This window comes from Empedobacter stercoris, from assembly GCF_020281205.1.
In the GTDB taxonomy this organism is placed as follows: Bacteria; Bacteroidota; Bacteroidia; order Flavobacteriales; family Weeksellaceae; genus Empedobacter; species Empedobacter stercoris.
On record NZ_JACXZC010000018.1, the window covers coordinates 1 to 25,471 of the forward strand.

17 protein-coding genes are annotated in these 25,471 nt (G+C 32.7%); 11 read left to right on the top strand and 6 right to left on the bottom strand.

The features are described from left to right. Window positions 1–89 precede the first annotated feature (89 nt). Window positions 90–2,300, bottom strand: coding sequence for an NADP-dependent isocitrate dehydrogenase (locus IF125_RS09295; RefSeq protein ID WP_225542292.1), 2,211 nt, complete (start codon window positions 2,298–2,300; stop codon window positions 90–92). A gap of 340 nt (window positions 2,301–2,640) precedes the next feature. Here IF125_RS09295 and IF125_RS09300 point away from each other — a divergent pair, with 340 nt between their 5' ends. The 3 genes from IF125_RS09300 to deoC are packed head-to-tail and all read left to right on the top strand — an operon-like array spanning window position 2,641 to window position 4,842. Next, window positions 2,641–3,588 (top strand): endonuclease/exonuclease/phosphatase family protein, encoded by a 948-nt coding sequence (locus IF125_RS09300; protein WP_225542293.1) that lies wholly within the window; start codon window positions 2,641–2,643, stop codon window positions 3,586–3,588. 27 nt (window positions 3,589–3,615) lie between these two features. Then, the gene (locus tag IF125_RS09305; protein WP_225542294.1) at window positions 3,616–4,089 is read left to right on the top strand and encodes an Lrp/AsnC ligand binding domain-containing protein; all 474 of its coding nucleotides are present in this window, start codon (window positions 3,616–3,618) and stop codon (window positions 4,087–4,089) included. A gap of 9 nt (window positions 4,090–4,098) precedes the next feature. Beyond that, complete coding sequence (gene deoC / locus IF125_RS09310) at window positions 4,099–4,842, top strand: deoxyribose-phosphate aldolase (RefSeq protein WP_225542295.1); 744 nt, start codon at window positions 4,099–4,101, stop codon at window positions 4,840–4,842. A 73-nt stretch (window positions 4,843–4,915) separates the two neighbouring features. Here the strand turns inward: deoC and mvaD are convergent, their stop codons facing one another. From mvaD to IF125_RS09325, 3 genes are read right to left on the bottom strand one after another with little or no spacing between them, the layout of a single operon-like run. Next, entirely contained in the window at window positions 4,916–5,983 is a 1,068-nt protein-coding gene (gene mvaD, locus IF125_RS09315; protein WP_225542296.1) for a diphosphomevalonate decarboxylase, read from the bottom strand. Between the two features lie 14 nt (window positions 5,984–5,997). Next, a complete protein-coding gene (locus tag IF125_RS09320; protein WP_225540303.1) occupies window positions 5,998–6,999 on the bottom strand; it encodes an NAD-dependent epimerase/dehydratase family protein in 1,002 nt (333 codons plus the stop codon). 6 nt (window positions 7,000–7,005) lie between these two features. Further along, window positions 7,006–7,908 carry a CorA family divalent cation transporter gene (locus IF125_RS09325; RefSeq protein ID WP_225542297.1) on the bottom strand — a complete coding sequence of 301 codons (903 nt, stop codon included), beginning with the start codon at window positions 7,906–7,908 and terminating at the stop codon, window positions 7,006–7,008. 150 nt (window positions 7,909–8,058) lie between these two features. On the opposite strand from IF125_RS09325, the gene IF125_RS09330 reads away from it, so the two are divergent. From IF125_RS09330 to tyrS, 3 genes are all read left to right on the top strand, one after another. After that, window positions 8,059–11,190, top strand: a complete 3,132-nt coding sequence (locus tag IF125_RS09330; protein WP_225542298.1) for a SusC/RagA family TonB-linked outer membrane protein — start codon at window positions 8,059–8,061, stop codon at window positions 11,188–11,190. Window positions 11,191–11,202: 12 nt separating this feature from the next. Further along, window positions 11,203–12,705, top strand: coding sequence for a RagB/SusD family nutrient uptake outer membrane protein (locus tag IF125_RS09335; protein ID WP_171623277.1), 1,503 nt, complete (start codon window positions 11,203–11,205; stop codon window positions 12,703–12,705). Between the two features lie 164 nt (window positions 12,706–12,869). After that, window positions 12,870–14,165, top strand: a complete 1,296-nt coding sequence (gene tyrS, locus IF125_RS09340) for a tyrosine--tRNA ligase (RefSeq protein ID WP_225542299.1) — start codon at window positions 12,870–12,872, stop codon at window positions 14,163–14,165. A gap of 78 nt (window positions 14,166–14,243) precedes the next feature. On the opposite strand, the gene trpA is transcribed toward tyrS, so the two are convergent. Continuing rightward, on the bottom strand, window positions 14,244–15,011 hold the full coding sequence (gene trpA, locus IF125_RS09345; protein ID WP_225540299.1) for a tryptophan synthase subunit alpha: 768 nt from the start codon (window positions 15,009–15,011) through the stop codon (window positions 14,244–14,246). Window position 15,012: 1 nt separating this feature from the next. Continuing rightward, window positions 15,013–16,218: an endonuclease/exonuclease/phosphatase family protein gene (locus IF125_RS09350; RefSeq protein WP_188319305.1), complete on the bottom strand. Its 1,206-nt coding sequence runs from the start codon at window positions 16,216–16,218 to the stop codon at window positions 15,013–15,015. A gap of 79 nt (window positions 16,219–16,297) precedes the next feature. Here IF125_RS09350 and IF125_RS09355 point away from each other — a divergent pair, with 79 nt between their 5' ends. From IF125_RS09355 to IF125_RS09370, 5 genes are all read left to right on the top strand, one after another. Further along, entirely contained in the window at window positions 16,298–19,000 is a 2,703-nt protein-coding gene (locus IF125_RS09355) for a carboxypeptidase regulatory-like domain-containing protein (RefSeq protein WP_225542300.1), read from the top strand. A 22-nt stretch (window positions 19,001–19,022) separates the two neighbouring features. Further along, entirely contained in the window at window positions 19,023–20,423 is a 1,401-nt protein-coding gene (locus IF125_RS09360; RefSeq protein ID WP_171623272.1) for a DUF5689 domain-containing protein, read from the top strand. A gap of 389 nt (window positions 20,424–20,812) precedes the next feature. Beyond that, window positions 20,813–20,941 (top strand): hypothetical protein, encoded by a 129-nt coding sequence (locus IF125_RS14250; RefSeq protein ID WP_262903669.1) that lies wholly within the window; start codon window positions 20,813–20,815, stop codon window positions 20,939–20,941. A gap of 47 nt (window positions 20,942–20,988) precedes the next feature. Next, window positions 20,989–23,820, top strand: coding sequence for a SusC/RagA family TonB-linked outer membrane protein (locus IF125_RS09365; protein WP_317197136.1), 2,832 nt, complete (start codon window positions 20,989–20,991; stop codon window positions 23,818–23,820). A gap of 14 nt (window positions 23,821–23,834) precedes the next feature. Further along, window positions 23,835–25,322 (top strand): RagB/SusD family nutrient uptake outer membrane protein, encoded by a 1,488-nt coding sequence (locus IF125_RS09370; RefSeq protein WP_225542301.1) that lies wholly within the window; start codon window positions 23,835–23,837, stop codon window positions 25,320–25,322. Window positions 25,323–25,471 lie beyond the last annotated feature (149 nt).

The window sequence follows — 25,471 nt, forward strand, 5'->3', positions numbered from 1 at the left end:
CAAATACGAATATATGTACTGTTTAAAATAAAATTTTATTGGTCTAATCCTGTATCATTTTTTCAGGACGTTACATTGTTTTCGAAATCTTAGATTGCGTCTACAATTGCATTTAATGTCGCTGATGGGCGCATTGCTGCAGTTGTTTTAACGAAGTCAGCTTTGTAGTAACCTCCAATTTCTTGTGGTTGACCTTGTGCTGCAATTAATTCTTCGTTAATTTTTGCTTCATTCTCTTGCATTGCTTTTGCTACTGGAGCGAATTTAGCTGCTAAATCAGCATTGGCTGTTTGGTTTGCTAAAGCTTCTGCCCAATACATAGCTAAATAAAAGTGAGATCCACGGTTATCGATAGTTCCTAATTTACGTCCTGGAGATTTATCAGTTGCTAAGAATTTTGCATTTGCTTCATCTAAAGCATCAGCTAAAGTTTGTGCTTTTGCATTTCCTTGCGTTTGAGAAACATGCTCTAAAGAAGCTTGTAAAGCTAAGAATTCTCCTAAAGAATCCCAACGTAAGTAACCTTCTTCTACGAATTGTTCGATGTGTTTTGGAGCAGATCCACCCGCACCAGTTTCGAATAATCCACCTCCGTTCATCAATGGAACGATAGATAACATTTTAGCAGAAGTTCCTAATTCTAAAATTGGGAATAAATCTGTTAAATAGTCACGTAATACGTTTCCTGAAACAGAAATTGTATCTTTTCCTTCTCTTGCACGTTTCAATGTTTCTTTCATGGCATCTTTAACGTCCATGATACGGATATCTAAACCTGTTGTATCGTGATCAGCTAAGTATTTTTCAACTTTTTTGATGATTTGTTGATCGTGAGCTCTTTCTTTATCTAACCAGAAAATTGCAGGTGTATCAGATAAACGAGATCTGTTAACTGCTAATTTTACCCAATCTTGGATAGGTGCATCTTTTGTTTGACACATTCTGAAAATATCAGTTGCTTCAACTTTTTGCTCTAATAAAGTGTTGCCGTTAGCATCTTCAATTTTGATTGTTCCATTTGCAGGAGCTTGGAAAGTTTTATCATGTGATCCGTACTCTTCAGCTTTTTGAGCCATTAAACCAACGTTAGGAACTGTACCAATTTTAGTTGGATCTAATGCTCCATTTTCTTTCATATCGTCTACAACAGCTTCGTAGAAACCAGCGTAAGAACGGTCTGGGATAATTGCTACAGTATCTTCTTCAGCACCATCCTTGTTCCACATTTTACCTCCGTTTCTTACTAATGCAGCCATAGAAGCATCAACAATAATATCAGAAGGAACGTGGAAGTTTGTAATTCCTTTATCAGAATTCACCATTGCAACACGTGGTCCATTTGCTAAATCAGCTTCGATAGCAGCTTTAATTTCTGCTTCTTGCGCATGACCTTTGATTTTTTCGAATAAATCGGCTAAACCATTGTTTGGATTAATATCTAATGCTTTGAAAGTCTCAGCAAATTTTACAAAAACATCTTTGAAGAAAGTTTCAACGATAGCTCCGAAGATAACTGGATCAGAGATTTTCATCATTGTTGCTTTTAAGTGTGCAGACAATAAAACATTTTTCTCTTTTGCTTCTTGAATTGCTTCTTGAACAAATGATTTTAAAGAGTTTAAGTTCATTACAGAAGAATCAATTACTTCACCAGCTTTTAAAGGCGCAGCAGCTTTTAATTCTTGTACAGAACCATCTTCTCCATAAAATTTGATTGTATAGTCAGTTGCATTTTCTAATGTAGTTGAATTTTCAGTACCATAGAAATCACCAGATGTCATATAAGCAACTTCTGTTTTACTATCTTTTGTCCAAGCACCCATTTTGTGTGGATTAGCCTTAGCATAGTTTTTAACAGCTTTTGGTGCACGACGGTCAGAGTTTCCTTCACGTAAAACTGGGTTTACTGCAGATCCTAAAACCTTACCATATTTTGCTTTAATTGCTTTTTCTTCTTCACTTTTTGGTTCAGCTGGATAATTAGGAACAGCAAAACCTTTTGCTTGTAATTCCGCAATTGCTTCATCTAATTGAGGAACAGAAGCCGAAATATTTGGTAACTTGATGATATTAGCTTCCGGTGTAGTCGCCAAAGCTCCTAACTCTGCTAAAGCATCAGGAACTCGTTGTTCTTCTTTTAAGAATTCTGGAAAATTAGCTAAAATACGTCCAGCTAAAGAAATATCTGGAACTTCGATTGTAATATCAGCTGTTTTCGTGAATCCTTTAACGATTGGCAAAAATGAATGAGTTGCCAACATCGGAGCTTCATCCGTAAGTGTGTAATGAATTTTTGACATTATGTTTTAAATTTTTTTGAGACTATTCTAATAATAGTCAATTAAAAATACATCTTTTCAGTTCTTGTTGCAGAAACTGCAAACTTTGCAAATATACAATATTTAACAGATTAAATTGACCATAAATCAATCATTTACACGAATTTTAGCATAATATTTAACATGATTTTTGATAGGTATTCAAGTTGATAATTTATTGATTGAAAATTGTTCAAGTTGATAATTTTTAGACCTTTTTATTTTCAACTTCATGTCTAATTTATATTTTAAAATGTTTCTTTAACTCTTGCAAGATTTTTATAAACTTACTTTCTTTCTTAATTTAGCAAAAACAATTCTTTTGAAACAAAATTTCGCGACAATCGCTTTTTATAATGTCGAAAACTTTTATTCTAAATCTTCTGACGAATCTTTTTTACCCAGCAATTTTATCAAATGGAAAGATAATCGATACGAAACTAAATTAAACAAGATTGCGTTTTGTATCTCAAAAATTGGAAGAGTAGAGACCAACGAATTACCTTTTTTGGTAGGATTGGCAGAAGTGGAGAATGATGACGTTTTACAAGATTTAACGCACAATGATTTTTTGAAAGAAGGTAATTACAAAACACTTTTGTATGAATCATTGGACGAACGAAAAATAAATGTAGGCTTGATTTATCGTCAACAGTTTTTCGAAGTTTTGGAAAGTGAACCAATTCGATTTGTATTCAAAGATCAGTTTGATAACAAGTCTTATACACGTGATATTTTGTATGTCAAAGGAAAATTAATGAAGGAAACTGTTCATCTTTTTATTGTGCACTTACCTTCTAAAATAGATAAAGAAATTAATCAACTAAAGCGTCAACATATTTTTAAAACTATTCGAAAAAGAATAAATGATTTGTTGATCGAAAATCATTTAGAAAAAATTATTGTGATGGGAGATTTTAATGATTCTCCAACAAATCCTGATTTGATAGACGAATTAAATACTCGTGCCAAACAAGATGAGGTAAACAGAAGCGAGCTATTCAATCCAATGGTCGGTCTTCAATCCTATAAAAGAGGTTCTATGGTCTTTAAAAAGCAATGGATGTTATTTGATCAGCAACTTTTCTCGAAAGGATTTTTAACTTCACAATCAAATTTAGAATATATCAAAACAGCTATTTTTGATGCGAATTTTCTGAAGAATAGTGGCGGGAAATCAAGCGGTTTGCCATTTAGAACTTTTGTTGGTGGAAAATATTTCGGTGGATATAGCGATCATTTTCCCGTTTATACCATTTTAAAATATTAAATTTGTAGCGGTTTAATTTTAGAAAAGGTGAGAATCCACGAAAATGGTCAAGTAGAGATTGATGGAATTGATAAATTGATTCTGAATGCTTTTATGGATGACGCTAATATTCCTGTGTCACAATTGGCAAAAGAATTAGGAATATCAAATACAGCGGTTCATCAACGTATAAAGAAGTTAGAAAATTCGGGTGTAATTAATTCGACAAAAGTTATCGTTAATCCATCTATTTTAGGATATTATACAATGTCTTTTGTTGGGGTTTTTATGGATAAACCTTCATCTTACAAATTAGTCGTTAAAGCTTTGGAAGAAATTCCAGAAGTGGTCGAAGCTCATTTTACAACGGGAAATTATGGAATTTTCTTGAAAATTCTGAGTCGTGATAACCTTCATTTAATGAATGTTTTGAACAAGAAAATTCAGCAAATTGATGGCGTTACACGTACAGAAACTATAATTTCGTTGGAGCAACCAATAGATAGACAAATAAAACTTTAATATACAAAGATGAATATTAATCAATATTTAGACTCGACGTATCTTAAAACACCTGAACAAGCAGGTATTTCGAATTCTGATACATTAGAGATGGTGCATAAGTTAGCACAAGAAGCTATTGATAATGATATCTATGCGGTAATGATTCGTCCTGATTATGTAAGATCAGTTCGTGAATTATTGGATGAGAAAAAATCGAATGTTGTTTTGGGAACTGTAATTGGCTTTCCTGAAGGGACTTACGATTTGAATGAAAAGTTGAGAGAAGCGCAAAAAGCAATTGCTGATGGAGCCGATGAATTAGATTTTGTAGTAAACTACGAAGCGTTCAAAAAAGGTGATAGCGATAAAGTAAAAGAAGAAGTAGAAGCTGCAACATTAGTCGCATTGCGTGAAGGTAAAGTTGTAAAATGGATTATCGAAACTGCTGCTTTAACAGATGAACAGATTGTTGCTATAACACAATTAATTCGTGATACTGTTTTAGAAAAAGCAGGTGAAGAAAAAGCATCAAAAGTTTTTGTAAAATCTTCTACAGGTTTTTATAAAACTGAAAATGGAGAACCAAATGGAGCAAATGAGCATGTTATTAAATTGATGCTTGAAAATTCAGGTTCGCTTCCAGTGAAAGCTTCTGGCGGAGTTCGCACAACAGAAGAAGCTGAAAAAATGATCGCTTTAGGCGTGAAAAGAATTGGAACATCGTCTGCTTTAGCCATTGTACAAGGAAAAGCAACAACAGGAAATTATTAATCATATATTTCTTTAAAATTAAAAAAGTCTCAAAATTTATTTTTGAGACTTTTTTAATAAAATTTATAAGTGATTAAAAACTCACTTTATCTTTTATACAATTTCCATTTTGACAGAATTGTTTCAATTCATTTTCAATAAAAATTTCAATCGCTTCGGCATCTTGTTTAGGGTACAATAAATGTATATTTGCTCCTGCGTCAAGTGTAAAATACAACTGATTTCCAGTTTCACGACGGAATTCCCACAGTTTTTCTAAAGCTGCAACTGTATTTGGTTTCATCAAAATAAACGCTGGATTCGACATCATCATCATGGCGTGCAACGTTAAGGCTTCGTGTTCTACTAATTCTCCAAATGCTTTCACATCACCAGCTTTCAGAATAGCTAATAATTTTTCTAAATTTTCATTTGCTTCTACAAAACGACGTTCCGCATATGGATGTCCATTCATTAAGTTATGACCAACAGTAGAAGAAACTGATTTTTGACCTTCGTGAATCAATAAAATGGTATCATGAAAAGTTTTGAAAACATCATGAATTTCTGCATCAGGATATTTTGTTCCAAATAAATCTGAACTTCCTTCAATGAAGTCATTTACTCCCCATTCAACCAAACCTTTGTAAACCGAACGACAAGCACTTCCAGAACCTAAACGTGCTAAAAAAGAAGCTTTTTTCAAAGCATTTTCTTCAGATAAATTTGCGCCTAATAAATTTTCTATTTGCACTAAACATAACGCCAATGCAGACATTCCAGATGCCGAAGAAGCAATTCCAGAGCTGTGTGGGAAAGAGTTGTGCGTATGAACTTCAAATTTATAATGCTTTAAGAATGGAATATAAGCGGTAATTCGTTCAAAAAAAGTAATGATTTTTGGTGCAAAACTTTCTTTTAATTCACCTTCCAAATAAACGTCTACCTCAAAAGTATCTGAAGTTTTTGGAGAAAATCTTAATTCAGTTTCCGTGTAACTATTCGTTAATGTGTAACTGATAGAGCTATTGGTTGGAATTTGATTTTTCTTTTTTCCCCAATATTTAACCAACGCAATATTTGATGGACTTTTAGCTGAAACGCTTCCTGATGTTAATTCTGAAGCAGTTATTGAAAGTGTTGAAATGAATTGTTGTTCCATAAAACAAAAGTAAACTATTTTGTAGAATTTAGTTTTTGAAAACGAGTATAATGATAATCCACGGCATCTTTTACCGAAATGAAATTGTAATCTAATGCTTTTACGACTTTAGAATTATCGTAATTTGTCACAGATGTTAACGAATAATAATTGGCTTTCGTCATGTATTTTCCTCCAAAAATGCGACTGAAAATAGAAAGGTTTTTAATGATTTTTAACGTTAAATTCGAAACATTTTTTACAGATCGCTTGCTATTGATTGCGACATAATCAAATACTTCTTTGTATGTTTTATTTTCAGAAATTACAATGAATTTTTGATTAAAAAGTTGCTTGTCAATCAACTGAAATAAAATGTTGACAACGTCTCGTACATCAACAAAAGCTGTTCCGCCAGAAGGAGCATAATCATTTTTCGAGGAATTTTGTTGGAACAAACTTTCGCTTGCGCGTTTTGTATCTAACGTCCCGATGATGACACCAGGGTTAATAATAATCACCTTAACACCTTCTTGTGAAGCGCGCCAAACTTCCATCTCAGCTCTAAATTTTGAAATAGAATACGACGAATGCGTTAAGCTATTGTTCCAAGGAGAAAGTTCATCAATCATTTTTGTAACAGGATTAATATCATCCATGGAAGCAATCGAGCTGATAAAGAAAAACTCCTTTATTCCGGTATCTATCGCTTCGTTGACCAATGCTTCTGTTCCTAAAATATTGGTATTAAAAATCTCTTCTTCTTGACGTTCATCAAATGAAACAAATGCAGCAGCGTGGTAAATTGTTTCGATTCCTTCTAATAAATTCGGAAGTTCTGTGACGTCTAACAAATCACCATCAATCCAATTGATATAGCTATAAAATTGCGATGCATTTTGTTCTGCAAAGAAATTTTCGATGGTTTTTGTGTTGGATGTTTTTCGTTTTAAAGCACGAATAGGCTGTTGCTTTTTTGCTAATTCTACCAACAAATGCGCACCAACCAAACCTGTTCCTCCCGTTACGAAAATCATACTGAATTATAAATATCTCTTTTTCTTGAACCAAAAGTAAATAAAAATTACCACTAATAACATGATAAGTAAACAAATTGGATAACCTAATTTGTAATTCAATTCGGGCATAAAATCGAAATTCATTCCATAAATACCAGCGATAAATGTTAAGGGTAAGAAAAAGGCCGAAAAAATGGTTAAAGTTTGCATGATTTCATTCGATTTCTGACCGTTAATCGAAAGATAAATAGATAGTAAACTTTGGACATCATCAACAATTTGTGAATGTAAATGCAGCATTTTTACATTCTCTTCGATTAAATCTTGAGAGGAACTTGTGCGTTTATGATCTAATCGATATTCTTTCAACGCTTCTAATGTATAATCTAATATTTTTTTACAAGCGGTTGCTTCTCGTTTAATTTGATAAAGGTTTTGAAGTTTGATTCTTCTAAAATCATCTGAAAAAATCATTTGTTCTAATAAATCAACACCTTCATCCATTCTGTAAGCCGGTTGTTCGTAAGTTTTGATTGTTTCAGAAATGATTCGATACAAAATTCCTTTAATCGTTATTTTGGATAAATCAGGATTTGAAAGATATTTTTCCTGAATACGATCAAACATATCCGTTTCTTTTTGATGAACAGTCACTATAAAATCAGTTCCTATGTAAATACTGATTTTGTGACTAAATTCTCGAATGATGTTTTTCAACATGCGATGTTCTTTATCAAAAAACCGAATCAATAAAAACGAAACATTTTGATCATCTGATTCGTATTTTGGTAAATGGCCAGGTTCTAAACTATCTTCTATCGTTAATTTCTGAAAATTATATTTTGTTGCAATTTCATCTAATTCTTCTTTAGTTGGATTATGTAAATTAATCCATTTGAATTTTTCGTTTTCAAAAAGCGTTTGCATTGAAAGTGTTTTTTAATGTGTTAAATAACAAAAGATTATATTGAGTAATTAAAAATATGTAATTATAGGTGGTTTTTTGTGTTAAAATTATGATTTTTTTTGGAAATGTGTTAAAAAATGTTAATATTGCATTAGATAAATCGAAAACACATGAGAAAAAAAATGACTTCTTTATCATTGATCGTTTTTCTTGGGTTAAGTACACTTGTATTTGCTCAAACAAAAGGGACAGTGAATGATGCAAATGGTTTTCCAGAGTCTGACATTGAAGTTTCTGTAAAAGGAACTCAGAATATTGTGTATACAGACGAAAATGGAAATTTTGACATTGATGCTAAAGTTGGAGATATTTTAGTTATTAATGGCGAAGAGTATATAGTTACAAGTAATAATTTAGGAGTAATCAATCCTAAAAAAACTAGTACTGTAGATTTACAAGAAACTGTAGTTACAGCTTATGGTGTTCAAAAGAAAGAAACCGTAGTGGGTTCTAATGTTCAGATTAAATCTGAAGTTTTTGAAGATCGTGCATTAACTAATGTTGCAAAAGCCTTAGAAGGTGGAGCTCCTGGAGTTCAATTTTCAACTTCTACAGGACAACCTGGTTCTGGTGCTAATATTCGAATAAGAGGTATTTCTTCTTATAATTTATCAAATTCACCATTATTTGTTGTTGACGGTGCTATTTTCACAGGGTCTTTGTCTGATATTAATCCGAATGATATCGAATCGTTTAGTGTTCTAAAAGACGCTTCATCTACTTCATTATACGGATCTGCAGCTGCAAATGGAGTTGTAATGATTACGACAAAAAAGGGGAAGAAAGGAAATAAAGGGAAGTTCACATTTAGCTCGAATACCGGAGTTGTAACAAGAGGGGTGCCTGAGTATGCTAAGGTAGGAGCTGAAGATTATTATAAATTGACTTGGACATCAATGCGTAATGGTTATTTAGAATCAAACCCAAATGCTACAGTAGAACAAGCGAATCAATGGGCATCAAATAATTTGATAACTCAGAATTTGAAAAACAACATTTATAATGTTCCAAATAATGAGGTGATTATTAATGGTGAGTTGAACCCAAATGCGTCAATGTTGTATAACGACTTTGATTGGATGGATGCTGTGACTAGAGTTGGATCTCTTCAACAATATAACTTGAGTTATGCAGGTGCTTCTGATGATACAAATTACTTTGCATCTTTAGGTTATAATAATGAAGAAGGTTATATTATAAAATCTGACTTCGAAAGATATAACGCTCGTGTAAATGTAGATTCTCGTGTAAGTAAATGGTTGAAAATTGGTACAGATATAACGGGTGCATTAACAAAATCTAAACAAGCAGAAGATGGAGAAGGTTCATCTTATATTAATCCATTTTATACTGCACGTTTTATGGGGCCAATATATTCACCGTATTTATACGATGATGAAGGGAAAAGAATGTACGATGAAAATGGTAACGTAAGATATGATGGTACTTTTACAAGAGGTCGTGGAGCAGGAGCAGGAGTAGGACGTAATGTTTTGCAAGAAACATTATTAAACGATCGTTTTCGTGAAACGAATGCTGTTTTCACCAGAACTTTTGCAGAGTTTAATTTGTTGCCAGGATTAACTTTTAGAACGAATGTTGCATATGATATCCAAAATTATAACTTCAAATCTTATCAGAACAAAGAAATTGGAGATGCAATTGGTACAGCTGCATTAGGGATTACAAGACAAAAAACAACATCATTAACTTTAAATCAAATTTTATCTTATCAAAAATCATTCGGACTACATAACTTACAAGTAGATTTAGGACACGAGTCTATTGATCGTAATATACAATATGCTTATACGAGAAAAACACACGAAGTTGTTGGAGGGATTAGAGAATTATCAAACTTTATCGTAAATACAAGTAATACTGGATACTCAATCGATTTAAGAAAAGAATCTTACTTTGGACGTGTTAATTATGATTACAATAGTACTTACTCTTTATCGGCTTCGGTAAGACAAGATCAATCTTCTCGTTTTGCACAAGGTAGAGATAAAGGAACATTCTGGTCAGCAGGTGCAGCTTGGAATATCCATAGAGAATCATTCTTGAGAGATTCAAGTTTTGTTAATCTATTAAAATTAAGAACATCTTATGGAGAAGTTGGGAATGATGGAGGAATGTCCGAAGCACCAGGATATCAAGCTGATTTGAATTTATATGATTTAGGATACAATAATGGGATGAATGGAGGTATTTATTTATCTCAAATGGGTAATCCTGATTTAACATGGGAAACAAATAAGCAATTTGATGTTGCATTAGAATTTAGTTTCTTAAATAATAGAATTTCCGGTAGTGTTGAATATTACAAACGTAAAACTGAAGATTTAATTTTCGCAGTTCCAACACCAAACTCATCAGGAGTACCAGGGAATAGTTTTAACAAAAACATTGGAGATCTAGAGAATTCAGGAATTGAGATTGCTTTACAATTCGGTATTATTCGTAACGAAAACTTCCGTTGGGATTTAAATGTAGATGCATCTACAATCAAAAATGAAATCTTAACAATGCCAAATGGTCAAGAAGAAATTATTAACGGAACAAAACGTTTGGCAGTAGGTCGCTCTTTATACGATTTTTGGTTAAGAAAGTATCATGGTGTAGACCCTTCTGATGGTCGTGCATTATATGTGCAAGATCCTGAAAAAGCAAACGATACAAGTACTCGTATCATTGATGGGAAAGCCTATACTGTGAACCATAATAACGCAGAGTATGGATATGTAGGATCTTCTATTCCAGATGTATACGGAAGTTTTTCTAATAACTTTTCGTACAAAGGTTTCTTCTTGAATACATTGTTTACTTATCAAATTGGAGGACAAACTTACGATGGAAATTATGCTAACTTAATTGACACAGCACCAGATGGAGGAGCAATCCATACTGATATGCTAAATGCATGGTCAACTCCAGGACAGGTGACGAATATTCCTAAATTATCAACTAATAATGTGAGCCAAAATTTAGCAGCTTCATCACGTTGGTTGGTAGATTCAGATTATTTAGCATTTAGATCAGCAACATTTGGATACTCTTTTAAGAAAGATCAAATTGACAGATTTGGATTGTCTTCTTTAAAACTTTTCTTAAGTGGAGAAAATCTTGTAAGCTGGACAGCTAGAAAAGGTTTAGAGCCTGTGCAGTCATTTAATGGAACAACATCATACCGTTATACACCATCAAGAATTGTGAGTGTAGGGTTAAATGTTCAATTTTAAAAAAAATAAACAATGAAAAAAGTAAAATATATATTAGCAGCAATAGTTTTAGGGACTTCTCTATCCTTAACATCATGTGCTGATGATTTCTTAGATACAATTCCTACTTCAGAAATTGGAGATGAAACAGCATATTCTACAGGAGAAAACTTGATGACGATTATTAACGGGATGCATAGAAATATGTATGTTAGACAAAACTCTTCACAAGGTCAAAATGGATATACAGCCCAATTAATTGTAAGTGATGTATTAGGTGATGATGTTGTGTTTCCTTCTACAGGTAACGGATGGTTCGTTTCTACATTGAGATGGTTAGATATTAACAACGAATCTTCAGGAAATATCGCTTATCCATGGAATTTTTGGTACTCTATGATGCGTAATGCAAATAATGTTATTACATATGGGCAAGATGCAGGAGGTAATCAAACATTAAAGAATAATGCAATTGGACAAGCATATGCTTACAGAGCTTTTGGCTATTTTCAATTAGTTCAATTGTATGCTAATAGATACGAAGCAGGAAAAACGAATTCTCAATTAGGAGTAGTTATTCGCTTAGATCCTTCACCAGAGTTAATGGAAGATCCTAAAGAAAGATCTACAGTAGAAGAAGTGTATAAACAAATTTGGTCAGATTTAGATCAAGCTGAAAAACAATTAACAGGTATTTCTAAACTACACAACTCACATTTTTCTTTAGATAACGTACAAGGACTTAAAGCTCGTGTCGCATTGGTGCAACAAGATTATGCGAAAGCAGCACAATATGCGGCTTTAGCAAGAAAGAATAAAACATTGATGCCATCAGAAGATTATCTGAAAGGTTTTAATGATTTTACCAATAAAGAATGGATGTGGGGAATTGCAATTCAAGATGATCAAACTGATTTCTTTGGAAACTTTCATGCATATATGTCTCGTAATTATAACTCAACACAAATTCGTCAAGCTCCAAAAGTGATGAATCATAAGTTATATGCTGCTTTTCCAACATCGGATGTTCGTGCGCAAGTAGTTGATCCAACAGGAAATCATCCAGACTTAGGTTTGCCATCGAGTTATTCAAAATACCCATATACATCTCAAAAATTTTTAACAAAAAATAAAGATAATAATGTTGCGTTGGGTGATGTTCCTTTTATGCGAGTAGCAGAAATGTACCTAATAGAAGCCGAAGCAAAATATTATTTAGGAGACGAAGCAGGTTCTAAGAGTGTTTTGACTGAATTAGCACAAGCAAGAGATACAGAATTTACATCATTTACAACATCGGGACAAGCTTATTTAGACGAGTTGTATTTACACCGTCGTATCGAATTATGGGGAGAAGGATTCAGATTCTTCGATTTAAAACGTACAAAATCTGCCCTTAATCGTCGTGATACTGGTGCTGTAGCAGCTGTTATAAACAACGTATGGGAAGTTCCGGCTACAGATTTAAGATGGACTTGGGTTATTCCTCGTTCAGAATTAAATTCTAATCCTTTATGTGAACAAAATCCTTCATAACATTTTTTTAATATAATTTTATCCTCATATAATTATATCTCAAATCAAGGTTTTCCATTTGGAAAACCTTGATTTTTTTTATCTCTTTATTCACTATTAATATTACTGAAAAATAGTAACTTTGTAACTCGTAAAATTTAGATAAAAAACACATTAAATATACTATGAATCCATTAATTGAAGAATTGACTTGGAGAGGACTGGTTCACAATATAATGCCAGGGACAGAAGAACAACTAAATAAAGAAATGACTTCTGGTTATGTAGGTTTTGATCCTACTGCAGATTCTCTTCACGTAGGAAGTTTGGTTCCGATTTTCTTATTGGTTCATTTACAACGTCACGGACATCGTCCAATTGCTTTGGTTGGTGGTGCAACAGGATTTATTGGAGATCCAACTGGTAAAGCTGCAGAAAGAAGTTTGTTAGATGAAGAAACATTAAATAAATATGTAGCTGGAATTAAAGCGCAATTATCTCGTTTCTTAGATTTTGATACGAACAATGGTAATTCAGCTTTATTGGTGAATAACTACGATTGGATGAAAAATTTCTCTTTTATTGATTTTGCTCGTAACGTAGGGAAACATATTACAGTTAACTACATGATGGCGAAAGATTCAGTAAAATCGCGTCTTTCATCAGAGTCTAATGTCGGAATGTCGTTTACAGAATTTACGTACCAATTAATTCAAGGTTACGATTATTTGCATTTATACAAAGAGTTAGGTGTTAAATTGCAAATGGGAGGTTCTGATCAATGGGGAAATATTACGACAGGAACAGAATTAATTCGACGTACAGTTCAAGGAGAAGCGTTTGCGTTTACTTGTCCATTAACAACAAAAGCTGATGGTTCTAAATTTGGTAAATCTGAAGGAGGAGAAAATATTTGGTTAGACAAAAAAAGAACATCATCGTATAAATTTTACCAATTTTGGTTAAATCAAGCAGATGCAGATGCAGAACGTTACATCAAAATTTATACTTTCTTAGAAAAAGAAGCGATTGATGATTTGATCGAACGTCACCGTCAAGAACCACATTTACGTGAATTACAACGTAAATTAGCAACTGAGATTACGATTTTAGTGCATGGTGTCGAAGAATTGAGAAAAGCAGAAAAGGCTTCTCAGGTTTTATTCGGAAAATCGACTTCTGAAGATTTAAAAGAATTAGATGGAGAAACATTCTTATCTGTTTTCGAAGGTGTACCACAAGCAACTGTAGCGATGACAGATATCGAAGAAGGATTAGATATTGTAGCTGCGTTAGCGGATAAAACAGGTTTCTTGAAATCGAATTCTGAAGCGCGACGTGAGTTAAAAGCAAATGCAATTTCAGTTAACAAAGAAAAAGTTGCAGATGATTTTGTATTGACAACAGAAAATTTAATAGCAGATAAATACGTGTTATTACAAAAAGGTAAAAAGAACTATTTTATCTTGATTGTAGAATAAATAGAAAAACATGTTTCAAATATAAAAGCAAGCCTTTACGACGGCTTGCTTTTTTGTTTGTATCTTTTTGTAGGAAATTTATCTCAAACTCGAAATGTAATTTTTAATCGCTTCAGAATAATTGCCTTCAGCTTTTTCTAAAACACGTAAAAATGCGCTTCCGATAATTGCACCATTTGCAAATTCCCATGCTTTTTCTACATCTTGTTTAGTCGAGATGCCAAATCCAATTTGATGAGGTTTCGTTAACCCTAAATTCTTGATGTTTGATAAAAAATCTTCGTTATAATTAGAAGTTGTTGCTCCTGTTGTCGCAGAACTTGATACAATGTAAACAAAACCAGAAGTAGCATCGTTGATTTCTTTTACACGTTTTTCAGTTGTTAAAGGCGTAATTAAGAACGTAACATTTTGATCATACTTTTCGAAAAGTTCTTTGTGTTGAGTCAAGTAAATATCGTAAGGCATATCGGGTAATATCAATCCAGAAACACCACTCTTTTTACAATGCTGTAAAAACTTCTCTAATCCAAATGTCATGACTTGATTATAGTAACCCATTAATACAATAGGTGCAGAAATTTCATCCTTTACATCTTTTAATTGTTCGAATAAAATATTCAATGTCATTCCATTGGCCAAAGCTTTTTCGCTCGTTGCTTGAATTGTTGGACCATCTGCTAAAGGATCAGAATATGGAATTCCGACTTCTATAATATCAACTTTGTTTTTGTCTAATTCTCTTAAAACAAATGGGGTATCCGATAAATTTGGATACCCAGCAGTTGTGTATATTGTAAGAAGACGATTATTTTTTTGACCAAATAATTGTGCTAATTTATTCATATTATTTCACTTGTTTTAATAAGATTGTGTAAACAGGGAAGTGGTCAGAGTAACCATTTGCACGATATGTATCACCACTCCACATACGATTTGGAAAACCTTTGTATGCACCTTCTTTTGCAATTAGATAATCTTTGTTAAAAACCTCTGTTTTAAAGATTTTATAAGAAGAATAATCTTTGTTTTTTGTAACCAATGATGAAGTAGATATAAATTGATCAAATAAATTCCAAGCATCACGATAAGCTAAAGTCCCAATTCCTTTTTTGTATAAAGGTATCATTGGATTATAGTAGCCGTTTTCTGTTGATTTAGAAATTTCTCCAGCAGGATTGAATGTGTTTTTGATACTTGGTGAAATTGGATCATCATTAAAATCTCCCATTGCAATTACTTTTGCATTCGGATTTTGAGCTTTTAAATCTTCAAAAATACCTTTCATCACTTTTGCAGCTTCCATACGAGCTGGCATCGAAGCTTTTTCTCCTCCACTACGAGATGGCCAGTGGTTAACTAAAAACGTAATTTCTTCTCCATCTAATAATCCAGTCACTTGTAAAATATCACGTGTGTATCGACGTCTACCATCTGCATTATAATTAAAAATAGGATGAGGTTTTGCTTCAATTACTTTGAAACGAGATTTTTGATACAATAAACCTGTGTCAACTCCTCTGGCATCAAATGAATTAAAATGAACAACACCATAATCGTATTTTTTTAAAGCCGAACTGTTTGCTAAATCTTCTAAAACTTCTTTCGTTTCAATTTCGCAAATCCCTACAATTACAGGTGCGGTATTTGTAACATCAGCGCCTAATTCGCTAATTACTTTTGAAATATTATTGATTTTTTGAAAATATTTTTGCGTATTCCATCTTTTATTCCCATTTGGTAAAAACTCTTCTTGAAGAATTAAAGGACGAATAATTTTCTTTCCTTTTATGTTTTCGTAGGTGTAACTTTGTTTGAAATCTTCTGTTTCGTACTTTGAAATGTCAGATTCTGCAATCTGGATATGATAATTTTTATCATTAAATGGTAATGTTCCGTCAATATATCCCACCGATTTTATGGTGTCAAAAATATTTTCAACATTATAAAAAGCGACTGTCGCACTCGCATATTTAGTTTGAGCTTGAGTAGTTAACGTTAAAAATAAATTAAAGATTATTAATAAAGTTAAAGATTTATTAATTTTAAACATATGTTATTAATTATGAATTTACTAAATTTGTTGTCCTATTTTTTTTAGATAGCTAATTTATAAATAAAAATTCGTTTGAATGAACAAATTATTGTTAAGTCTTTCGGTCTTTGCTGCAACTGTCGCTTTTGCACAGGCGCAGACAAAGGTTACTGGGGTGGCTAAAAATGCTGCAACTGGTGAAGAGGTTTATAACCTCACTGTACGATTAGACGGAGGCGCAGTGAATGATGCTGCGATTACTGATCGTATAGGTTATTTTCAGTTTGTTGATATTCCAGATGGAACATACAAATTACAAGTTTATGGCGTAGGGTACGACCCTTTTGAAAAAGAAATCACTGTAGCAGGACAAAAAGAGCTTGACTTAGGTGAAATTAAATTAACATTTAATCCAAATACAGCAGAAGTTGGTATTATTACATTAACAGATGATGAGTTATCTGATGATGAAAGTTCTACAGCTTCAAATTCAGGACTTTTACAATCTTCACGCGACGTTTTTGCTCGTGTATCTGCATACGAATTAGGTTCGTATTGGTTTAAACCGAGAGGTTTAGATAACAAATATAATGACGTACATTTTAATGGAGTTCGTATGAACAAAATGGATAATGGACGTGCAACCTTCAATAACTGGGGAGGTCTAAATGATGTTACTCGTCGTCCAGAAGAGTTAACATACGGATTAGAGCCTTCTAAATATGCTTTTGGAGATTTAGGAGGAGTAACAAATTTTGATACTCGTCCTTCGACAATGCGTAAAGGAGTAAGCTTAGCTTATTCTAACACCAATCGTTCGTACAGAAATCGTGTAATGGCAACCTATAACACAGGTTTGATGGATAATGGTTGGGCATTTATGGTTTCAGGAAGTAGACGTTGGGCTGAAGAAGGAATTATAGAAGGTACTTTTTATGATGCTTATGCGTACTATTTAGGTGTAGAGAAAAAGTTTAATGAAAAACATACCTTAAACTTGACAAGTTTTGGTGCGCCTACTCGTCGTTCTACTGGTTCTCCAAATACACAAGAAGTGGTAGACTTGATGGGAATATACTATAATGGCTATTGGGGATGGCAAGATGGTGAAAAACGTAACGAACGTGTGAAGAAAACCTTCGAACCAGTGAATATGTTAACGCACCATTGGAATATTAATGAAAAATCTAAATTGACAACAACACTTTCGTATCAATTTGGTGAAGAAAGTAGTTCTCGTTTAGATTGGTATAATGCGTTTAATCCATCACCTTTATATTATAGAAATCTACCATCTCAAGCGAATAATAAAGAATCTTGGTTAAATGGTACAGCTTCTCAATTAAATTGGGGATCTTTATATGACTTTAATAAAGGAGTTAAAGATGGGTATTCTGCATTTTGGTTAGGAAGTGATGTCAATAAAGATAAAACATATTCTGCATACACTAATTTTCAGACCGAATTATCATCAAACATAGATGTTGTTGTAGCTGCATCTTATCAGAAAACAAAATCAGAATTATTTCGTAGAGTTGAAGATTTATTAGGAGGAAGTTATGTATTAGGTAAAGATTCTTTTAGTAGAAAGTCTATTGATGCAAATAATCCTGATATGATTTCATATAAAGACGATCGTTATGGATATAATTATGAAATAAATCGTGACTATGCAGATTTGTATGCTCAATCTAAAATAAAAGGTAAATTTTTAGATGTAACATTTGGAGCTAAGGTTGCAATGACAAAATTCTACAGAGATGGTAAATATAGAAATGGAATTTATCTAGATTCTTCTTACGGAAAAAGTAAAACATACGACTTTTTAGATTTTGGAGTTAAATCTAATTTCTTGGTAAAATTAGACGGACGAAACTTTATTCAAGCAAATGTAATGTATCAAACAGAAGCACCAACTTCTGATGAGATTTTTCCAAATGCTCGTGTAAACGAAGTTACAGTTGATGGAGTTGAAAGTGCGAAAATTTTCTCAAGTGATCTATCATATATTTTAAGAGCGCCACGTATTAAGGCACGTGCCACTGCTTTTTATACAAGAACAAAAGATGAAATTAAAAAATCATTTGGATATATTGACGGAACAAATGATCAAATATTTGTTTCTGAAGTGATGACAGGTGTAGGTAAAGAATATATAGGGACTGAATTAGCTGTAGAAGCACAAGTTTTACCTGTTCTTACAGTTTCAGCTGTTGCGGCTATAGGTCAATATGTTTATAAAGATAATGCGAGTTATAATTTATATTCAGATGATTATGCAAATGATGAAGGAGTTCCTTATAAAAATTTCGGACAAGCCTATATAAAAGATTATAAATTAGGAGGTGGACCGCAAACAGGATTTTCTTTAAGTGCTGAATACCGTGATCCAAAATTTTGGTGGATTGGTGTTTCTGGAAACTATTTAATGAATAATTATTTAGATATAGCCGCATATAGAAGAACAGACCGCTTTGTGAAAGATGAAAATGGATTTCCAATTCAAGGAATTACAGAAGAAGGTTTAAAAGATGTTCTTAGACAACCTAAAATGGATGATCAGTTTATGTTGAATATTAATGTTGGTAAAACATTTCGTATTGGTAAATATTCTGCAGGAATTTCAGGAACAATTAATAATGTCTTGAATAACAAAGAGTATGTTACTGGAGGATTTGAACAAATGAGAACAGGAAAATATACAAATGCAATTGATCCTACTTATCAAAAAACATTTGGTCCAAAATTATGGTACGGAATGGGAACTACTTATTTTGCAAACATTTATTTCAGATTTTAATCAATTTTAAAGAAAAAATACAATGAATACAATAACAAAATTAACAATAGCAACAGCCTTAAGTTTAGGTTTATTTACAGCACAATCATGTGTACAAGATGATGATTATTCGGTTCCATCTTTGGATTGTCCACAAAAAAAAGAAGCAAACATTACAATTAAAGATTTATTAGATCAAGTCTATAAAAAAACATTGAAACTTGATGATAAAGGAATGGTTGCAGATGATTTAATTGTAGAAGGAATTGTTATTACAAGCGACGAGTCTGGAAATTTAGCAAATACAATTTCTTTTCAAGACAAAGCTTCAGGAGCAACAGCTGGTATACAAATAGAATTAGCAGAACGTCCAGTTTATGGATTTTATCCAATTGGTAGTACTGTTCAAGTTAATTTAAAAGGATTAAAAGTTGCTGAAGATCGTGGTACAATTAGAATTGGTACAAAGATAGCAGGTTCTACATTTGATTTAGATCGTATGCCAAAAGAATTGAGAGAAAAAGTTTTTATTAAAACTTGTGATCCAATACAAGCTATTGCACCAAAAGAAGTAAATAGTCTTGCTGAAGCTTTGAGAGCAGAAAATGTAAACACATTGGTGAAAATAAAAAATGTACAATTTAAATCACCTGATACAGAAAAAACTTATTATCCTGATGGGTCTACAGCTACTGCAGATAACGTTAGTTTAATTGATAAAAGTGGAACAGAAACAGATTTGAGAACAAGTAAATATGCTTCTTTTAAAGATGTAGAGTTGCCAACTGGAAGTGGAGAGATAACAGTTCTTGTGAGTAAGTATAATTCTTCATATCAAGTATATATCCGTGATACCAAAGATGTCAACTTTGATCAACCTCGTTTTGATGTAGGTGGAGGACAAAATCCAGGTGGCGGAAATGATACAGAAGCTGCTAACTTGTTATTTAAAGGATCTGATTTTAACGTTTGGGCAGATTTTATGTCTTCTATTAACGCAAAATTTGGACTTAAAGACTATGCAACAAGTGCTGTAGGTTTAGGAAGAGATGATTCGAATGCATTACAAATAAAAGGAACACCAGCAGGTAACGATTATGTATTTACTGCAAAGTTAACAAACGAACTTCCTACTAATCCGAAGAAAATTACATTCTATGTAAAAGGTAAATCAGGAAAATCATTATCATTAAATGTAAACAAATCTACAACTGGTTTTACACCTTTTAATGTAGGCGAATTAGCAAATCAACCAGTTACAGTTTCTGGAGCAGAAAATAACCAATACAATGGTGCAATAGATACAAAAGGAGAATGGGTTCTTGTAACCTTAAATATTGAAGGACTTGATATTCAAAAAACAGTCGGAAATGACTTATTTTCTTTAAAAGTAGGAAAAGAGGTTGCGTACGATTTAATTATCGATAATATCAAAATTGATTAATTGACCAATTAATTGATTTAACTTTAAGACGGCTATTTTAGCCGTCTTTTTTATTTTAAAAATTATTTTTCCATTAAGAAAAAGATAATTTTTAGTGTCATTTTTTAACGGTTCTTCGTATAAAAATACAATTGTAATTAATTGTTTTTTTAATATTATGCAATATTGATTTTAGTGTAATTGAAAATAATTAACATAAAAACAGATAGATGTTTATCATATTTGTTAAAAATGTAATCTTTCTAAAATTATCATTCTCTCAAATTTTAAAGCTGATAAATAAAACCTTTTTTGTCTTGATTTAATAAAATATTAAATATTTATCAGTTTGTTTTTTTAGCTAAAATTTAATTTGCGGATTTGTTCCCCTATTTTATAAAAATAAGACTATGAGGAGAAGAATCACATCTTTGAGTTTATTGGCTTTCCTTGGTTTAGGAACAGCTGCATTTGCTCAAGTAACAGGTGTTGTAAATGACGCAGATGATTTTCCGGAATCGGATGTAGAAGATCTGTAAAAGGTACGGACAAAGTTGTCTATACTGATTTAGACGGAAAATTTGATATTGATGCTAAAATTGGAGATGTTTTAGTAATTAATGGGAAAGAATTCACAGTAACAAGCAATAGCTTAGGAACTTTAAAGTATGTTGCTACAACAAGTAGTCCAGTTGATTTAAGTGAAGTAGTTGTAAAATCTATTTTCAACGCTCCATCTAAATCAGGTGTAACAACTGTTAAGGTAAAAGATTTAGAACAGATGAACCCTTCTGTTTCTATTGACCAAATGTTGGGAGGTAAAGCGGATGGTTTGTCATCTCAAGCAATGAGTGGTGCTCCTGGTGCAACTGCTAACGTTACAATTCGTGGAGCAATTGGTTTGAATGGTGGTGTAAAATCTCCATTATATGTTGTTGATGGTACGTATATGAATGCAGAAGATGTTAATGCTATTAACCCTGCAGATATCGAAGAAGTAAAGGTATTGAAAGATGCTTCTCAATTAGCAATCTTTGGATCTCGTGGAGCGAACGGTGTAATCATCATGAAAACTAAATCTGCGAAAAAAGGTGAAGCAATTGTAAGCTATTCGTCTCGTATTGGAGTTAACGATATGGTTGACTTGCCAAATATTAGTTTGATGAATGCCGAGCAATTGTTAAATTACCAAAATAGTTTAAGTACTATTCCTAATTTAGGATTAGGGCAAGCTCGTACTTCAGAAGAAATCGCACGTTTATCAAAGAATGACCACAAATGGTCTGATGATTTATACAAAAATGGTTTAACATCATCTCACTTTGTTTCGATTAGTAAAAATGATGGTGAATCATCAAATAATTTTTCTATTGGATATGATAAGAACGAGGGTGCTGTACAGTATTATAATGGTTTAGAAAGAATTTCTGCAACATTTAATAATACAACTAAAGTAAAAGATTGGTTACGTTACGGTGTTAATGTAAATGGATCTTATACAACTTTAGATTCTCCTCGTGACCGTGTGAATGCACAATCACCTTTCTTTAATACATTAATGAATCGCCCATACGAAACATTCTATCAAATGGATGCAAACGGTGATTATGCATTAGATGAACAAGGAGATCGTGTCTACAATCCAAATGCAAACTACATGGGATACCCTGTTGCAGATGAGATGGAAAATACTGATGCTGAAACAAGATATTTACGTATTTATGGGACGGGATTTGTAGAAGCTGATATTACAAAAAATGTATCAGCACGTACAACTTTTGGTGCAACATATAACCGCACACAATATGAAAACTTCCTAAAACCATCTGCGTTATTATCTGAATTATTAGGTGATGCTGGTGCTAAAACAGATAGAAGTACAGATCGTTTCGATTACAACTGGCGTAATGAGGTTTCTTACGAAAATAGTTTTGGAAAACATAACTTACGCGTAACAGCTGCAACAGAATATATTAACCAAAGTTTATATTCGATGACATTGTACGGACTTGGATTCCCTAACGACTATTTACAAACACAAGGATTGGCAACTTTAATCGAACAAGATTCGAAATCAGAAAGATGGAGAGTGTCTAAATTTGGTTATTTAGGAGCTGCATCTTATGACTTTGCAAATAAATATTTTGTAGATGCTTATGTTCGTCGTGACGGTACTTCTTTAGCAGGTTTAGATAATAAATATGGAACATTCTGGGGTGTTGCTTTGGGATGGAATTTAGCAAAAGAGAACTTTTTACGCGATGCAAAAGCAGTTAGTAATTTAACACTTAAAGCATCATACGGTGAAGTAGGAGATGACTCAGGTTTGGCACGTTATGCAAATATGAACTTGATGAATATCTTAGGAACTTATAATGGTAATCCTGCAAGTTTTCCTACAACTAACTTAGCTGATGTTAATGCAACTTGGGAAACTAACAAGAAATTTAATGTAGGAGTTGATTTCGGATTCTTTGGAAGTCGTTTAACAGGTTCTGCTGCATATTTCAATGAATTACGTTCAGACTTTATTTTTAACAAACAACTATCTGCAGAAGTAGGAGGATATATAACAACTGTTAATGCTGGAGAAATTAAAACAGAAGGTGTTGAGTTAGAGTTAAACTATGATGTAATTCGTTCTAAAAACTTTGATTTATCTTTCTACGGTAACGTAACAAACTTAAATTACAAAGTTAATGAATTAGCAGATGGTCAAAATTCATTGATCATGTCTGATTCTTACGAAAGTATGATTCATGTATCAGGTGGTAAACCTTACCAATTCTATTTAGTAAAACATGCAGGTGTTGACGCAAATACGGGTAAAGATTTGTACTTTGATAAAGACGGAAACATAACGGATGTTTATGATGGTGGTGACGCTGTTGCAACAAATAAAACGCCACTTCCAAAATTAATGGGAGGTTTCGGATTGAATGCAAAATTCTACGGATTTGACATTAATGCAGACTTTACATACTCAGCAGGTGGATACATGTACAACAACACATATGCATACTTAACAGATCCAACATCTTTAGATAACCACGTGGTAGAAGCAGCAAATTACTGGAAACAACCAGGTGATCATGCAGCATTTGCAATGGCTAATACAACAGGGCCAGAATATTCTACAAAATATTTAGAGAGCTCAGATTATATCGCATTCCGTAGTTTATCATTAGGATACAATTTCTCTAAGTTAGTAGAAGGTACTTTTGTTAAAAATTTAAGAATGTTTGCTCAAGTACAAAACTTAGCATTGTGGACAAATTATCATGGTAACCCAATTGCTGGTACAGGAACAAGTGAAAGTAGTGCAGCAGGATCATCAGGATATGTATCTAACTCATTTACAGCGTTCTCTTATCCGTTAGTTCGTTCTTTTTCAATCGGATTTAATGTATCATTCTAAAAAATTGTAACAAAATGAAAAAAAATATTTTAGTATTATCATTATTAGCTTGTGCATTAAGTTTTACATCATGTAGTGATGATGATATCAATCAAAAACCATTCGACGCTATTGAAGTTTCAGATTATTACAAAACAGAATCTGATTTTACCAATGCATTAAATGGAGTATACAAAGGTTTTGGTCAAGCAGGTTATTATGCAGGATTAAGCAATGCAAGTGATATTATCGCAGTTGGTGATATTATGTCTGACAACTTAATCTTAGATCCTAATGGACGTCGTTCAGGACAAAGAGCGCATACATGGGCATATAATTCTAACTCTGTTCCAACAAGTATTTATTCAACATCATACAATATTATCTCAAGAGCCAATATTATTTTAGCTAATGCAGATAATTTACCTGATGGTGATTTCAAGAATAATGTTGTTGCTCAAGCAAAAGCTGTTCGTGCATTAGCACACTTTGAGGTAGCTCGCACGTATGCCGAAATTCCTACACAATCTGCAGATGCACCTACAACTGTAGGTATTGCATATATCGATCAATATGATCCAAAAGCAATGCCTAAACGTGATGCTACAATTGCAGAAACGTACGATAAAATGATTGCAGATTTAGAAGCAGCTATTCCAAATTTGAAAGCAACAAAAGAAGCGTCTGTAATTAATCAATATGCAGCTCAAGCTTTATTAGGTAAAATATATTTATACAAAGGAGATTACAAGAAATCAATCGAATTTACACAACCTGCTGTTGATGCAGTAGCACCAGCTAATCCTTCTGAATTAGCAGCGTTGTGGACATCTAATAATAGCAATGGAGTATTATTCGAAATTCCATTTGTTAATTCTGGAGATCCTACAATTGGTACAAATTTTAGTCAAGGAGCAACTGATGAAAATATTGTAATTGAATACGCGGTAGACAAAGATTTTTATGCTTTATACAATCAAGAAACAGAACCTGAGCGTGTTAATGCATATTTCAAAGTTTTTACCCCTTCTAATCATGATTATCAACAAGTAATTGCTGTTAATAAATACATCAATGGTAAAGTTAAATTAGGATTAAATAACGGTCGTTATTTACGTGTTGAAGAAGCAATCTTAAATTTAGCGGAAGCTCAGTATTTAGCAGGAGACAGTGCAAGTGCATTAACAACTCTTAATAAATTGAGAGATGTACGTTACTCTTCATACGAAGGAGGAGAAACAGGAACTGCTATTTTTGATGCAATCCAATTAGAGCGTCGCAAAGAATTAGCTTTCGAAAACGGTGACCGTTGGTTCACATTAAAACGTTTACAAGGTGTTAGTGGAATTTCTTCAGCTTACACAAGTGGTATCCAAAGAAGTGGAAATGGATATTTAGCAGATGGTACTGGTACATCTTCTTCTGAATTAACATTAAAAGCTGGTGATTTCAAATGGCAATTTCCAATTCCTCAATCTGTATTAAATTTAAATACAAATATGACGCAAACTCCAGGTTATTAATATATAAAGATTTTTAATAAACTTGTTAAATACCAAAATGGCTATCTTTTTAGATAGCCATTTTTTTGTAAATATTATGAAGCTTTAAGATTAAATTAAAGGTAAAGTTAAAATCAATAATGTAAAAAAGAATATTAAAGATAAGTTTT

What these genes read in the sequence shown, in the direction of transcription:
- trpA (WP_225540299.1), bottom strand. Translation starts at nt 15,011, where the DNA reads ATGAATAAATTAGCACAATTATTTGGTCAAAAAAATAATCGTCTTCTT.
- IF125_RS09325 (WP_225542297.1), bottom strand. Translation starts at nt 7,908, where the DNA reads ATGCAAACGCTTTTTGAAAACGAAAAATTCAAATGGATTAATTTACAT.
- IF125_RS09355 (WP_225542300.1), top strand. Translation starts at nt 16,298, where the DNA reads ATGAACAAATTATTGTTAAGTCTTTCGGTCTTTGCTGCAACTGTCGCT.
- deoC (WP_225542295.1), top strand. Translation starts at nt 4,099, where the DNA reads ATGAATATTAATCAATATTTAGACTCGACGTATCTTAAAACACCTGAA.
- IF125_RS09330 (WP_225542298.1), top strand. Translation starts at nt 8,059, where the DNA reads ATGAGAAAAAAAATGACTTCTTTATCATTGATCGTTTTTCTTGGGTTA.
- tyrS (WP_225542299.1), top strand. Translation starts at nt 12,870, where the DNA reads ATGAATCCATTAATTGAAGAATTGACTTGGAGAGGACTGGTTCACAAT.
- IF125_RS09335 (WP_171623277.1), top strand. Translation starts at nt 11,203, where the DNA reads ATGAAAAAAGTAAAATATATATTAGCAGCAATAGTTTTAGGGACTTCT.
- IF125_RS14250 (WP_262903669.1), top strand. Translation starts at nt 20,813, where the DNA reads ATGAGGAGAAGAATCACATCTTTGAGTTTATTGGCTTTCCTTGGTTTA.
- IF125_RS09295 (WP_225542292.1), bottom strand. Translation starts at nt 2,300, where the DNA reads ATGTCAAAAATTCATTACACACTTACGGATGAAGCTCCGATGTTGGCA.
- IF125_RS09360 (WP_171623272.1), top strand. Translation starts at nt 19,023, where the DNA reads ATGAATACAATAACAAAATTAACAATAGCAACAGCCTTAAGTTTAGGT.
- IF125_RS09350 (WP_188319305.1), bottom strand. Translation starts at nt 16,218, where the DNA reads ATGTTTAAAATTAATAAATCTTTAACTTTATTAATAATCTTTAATTTA.
- mvaD (WP_225542296.1), bottom strand. Translation starts at nt 5,983, where the DNA reads ATGGAACAACAATTCATTTCAACACTTTCAATAACTGCTTCAGAATTA.
- IF125_RS09320 (WP_225540303.1), bottom strand. Translation starts at nt 6,999, where the DNA reads ATGATTTTCGTAACGGGAGGAACAGGTTTGGTTGGTGCGCATTTGTTG.
- IF125_RS09370 (WP_225542301.1), top strand. Translation starts at nt 23,835, where the DNA reads ATGAAAAAAAATATTTTAGTATTATCATTATTAGCTTGTGCATTAAGT.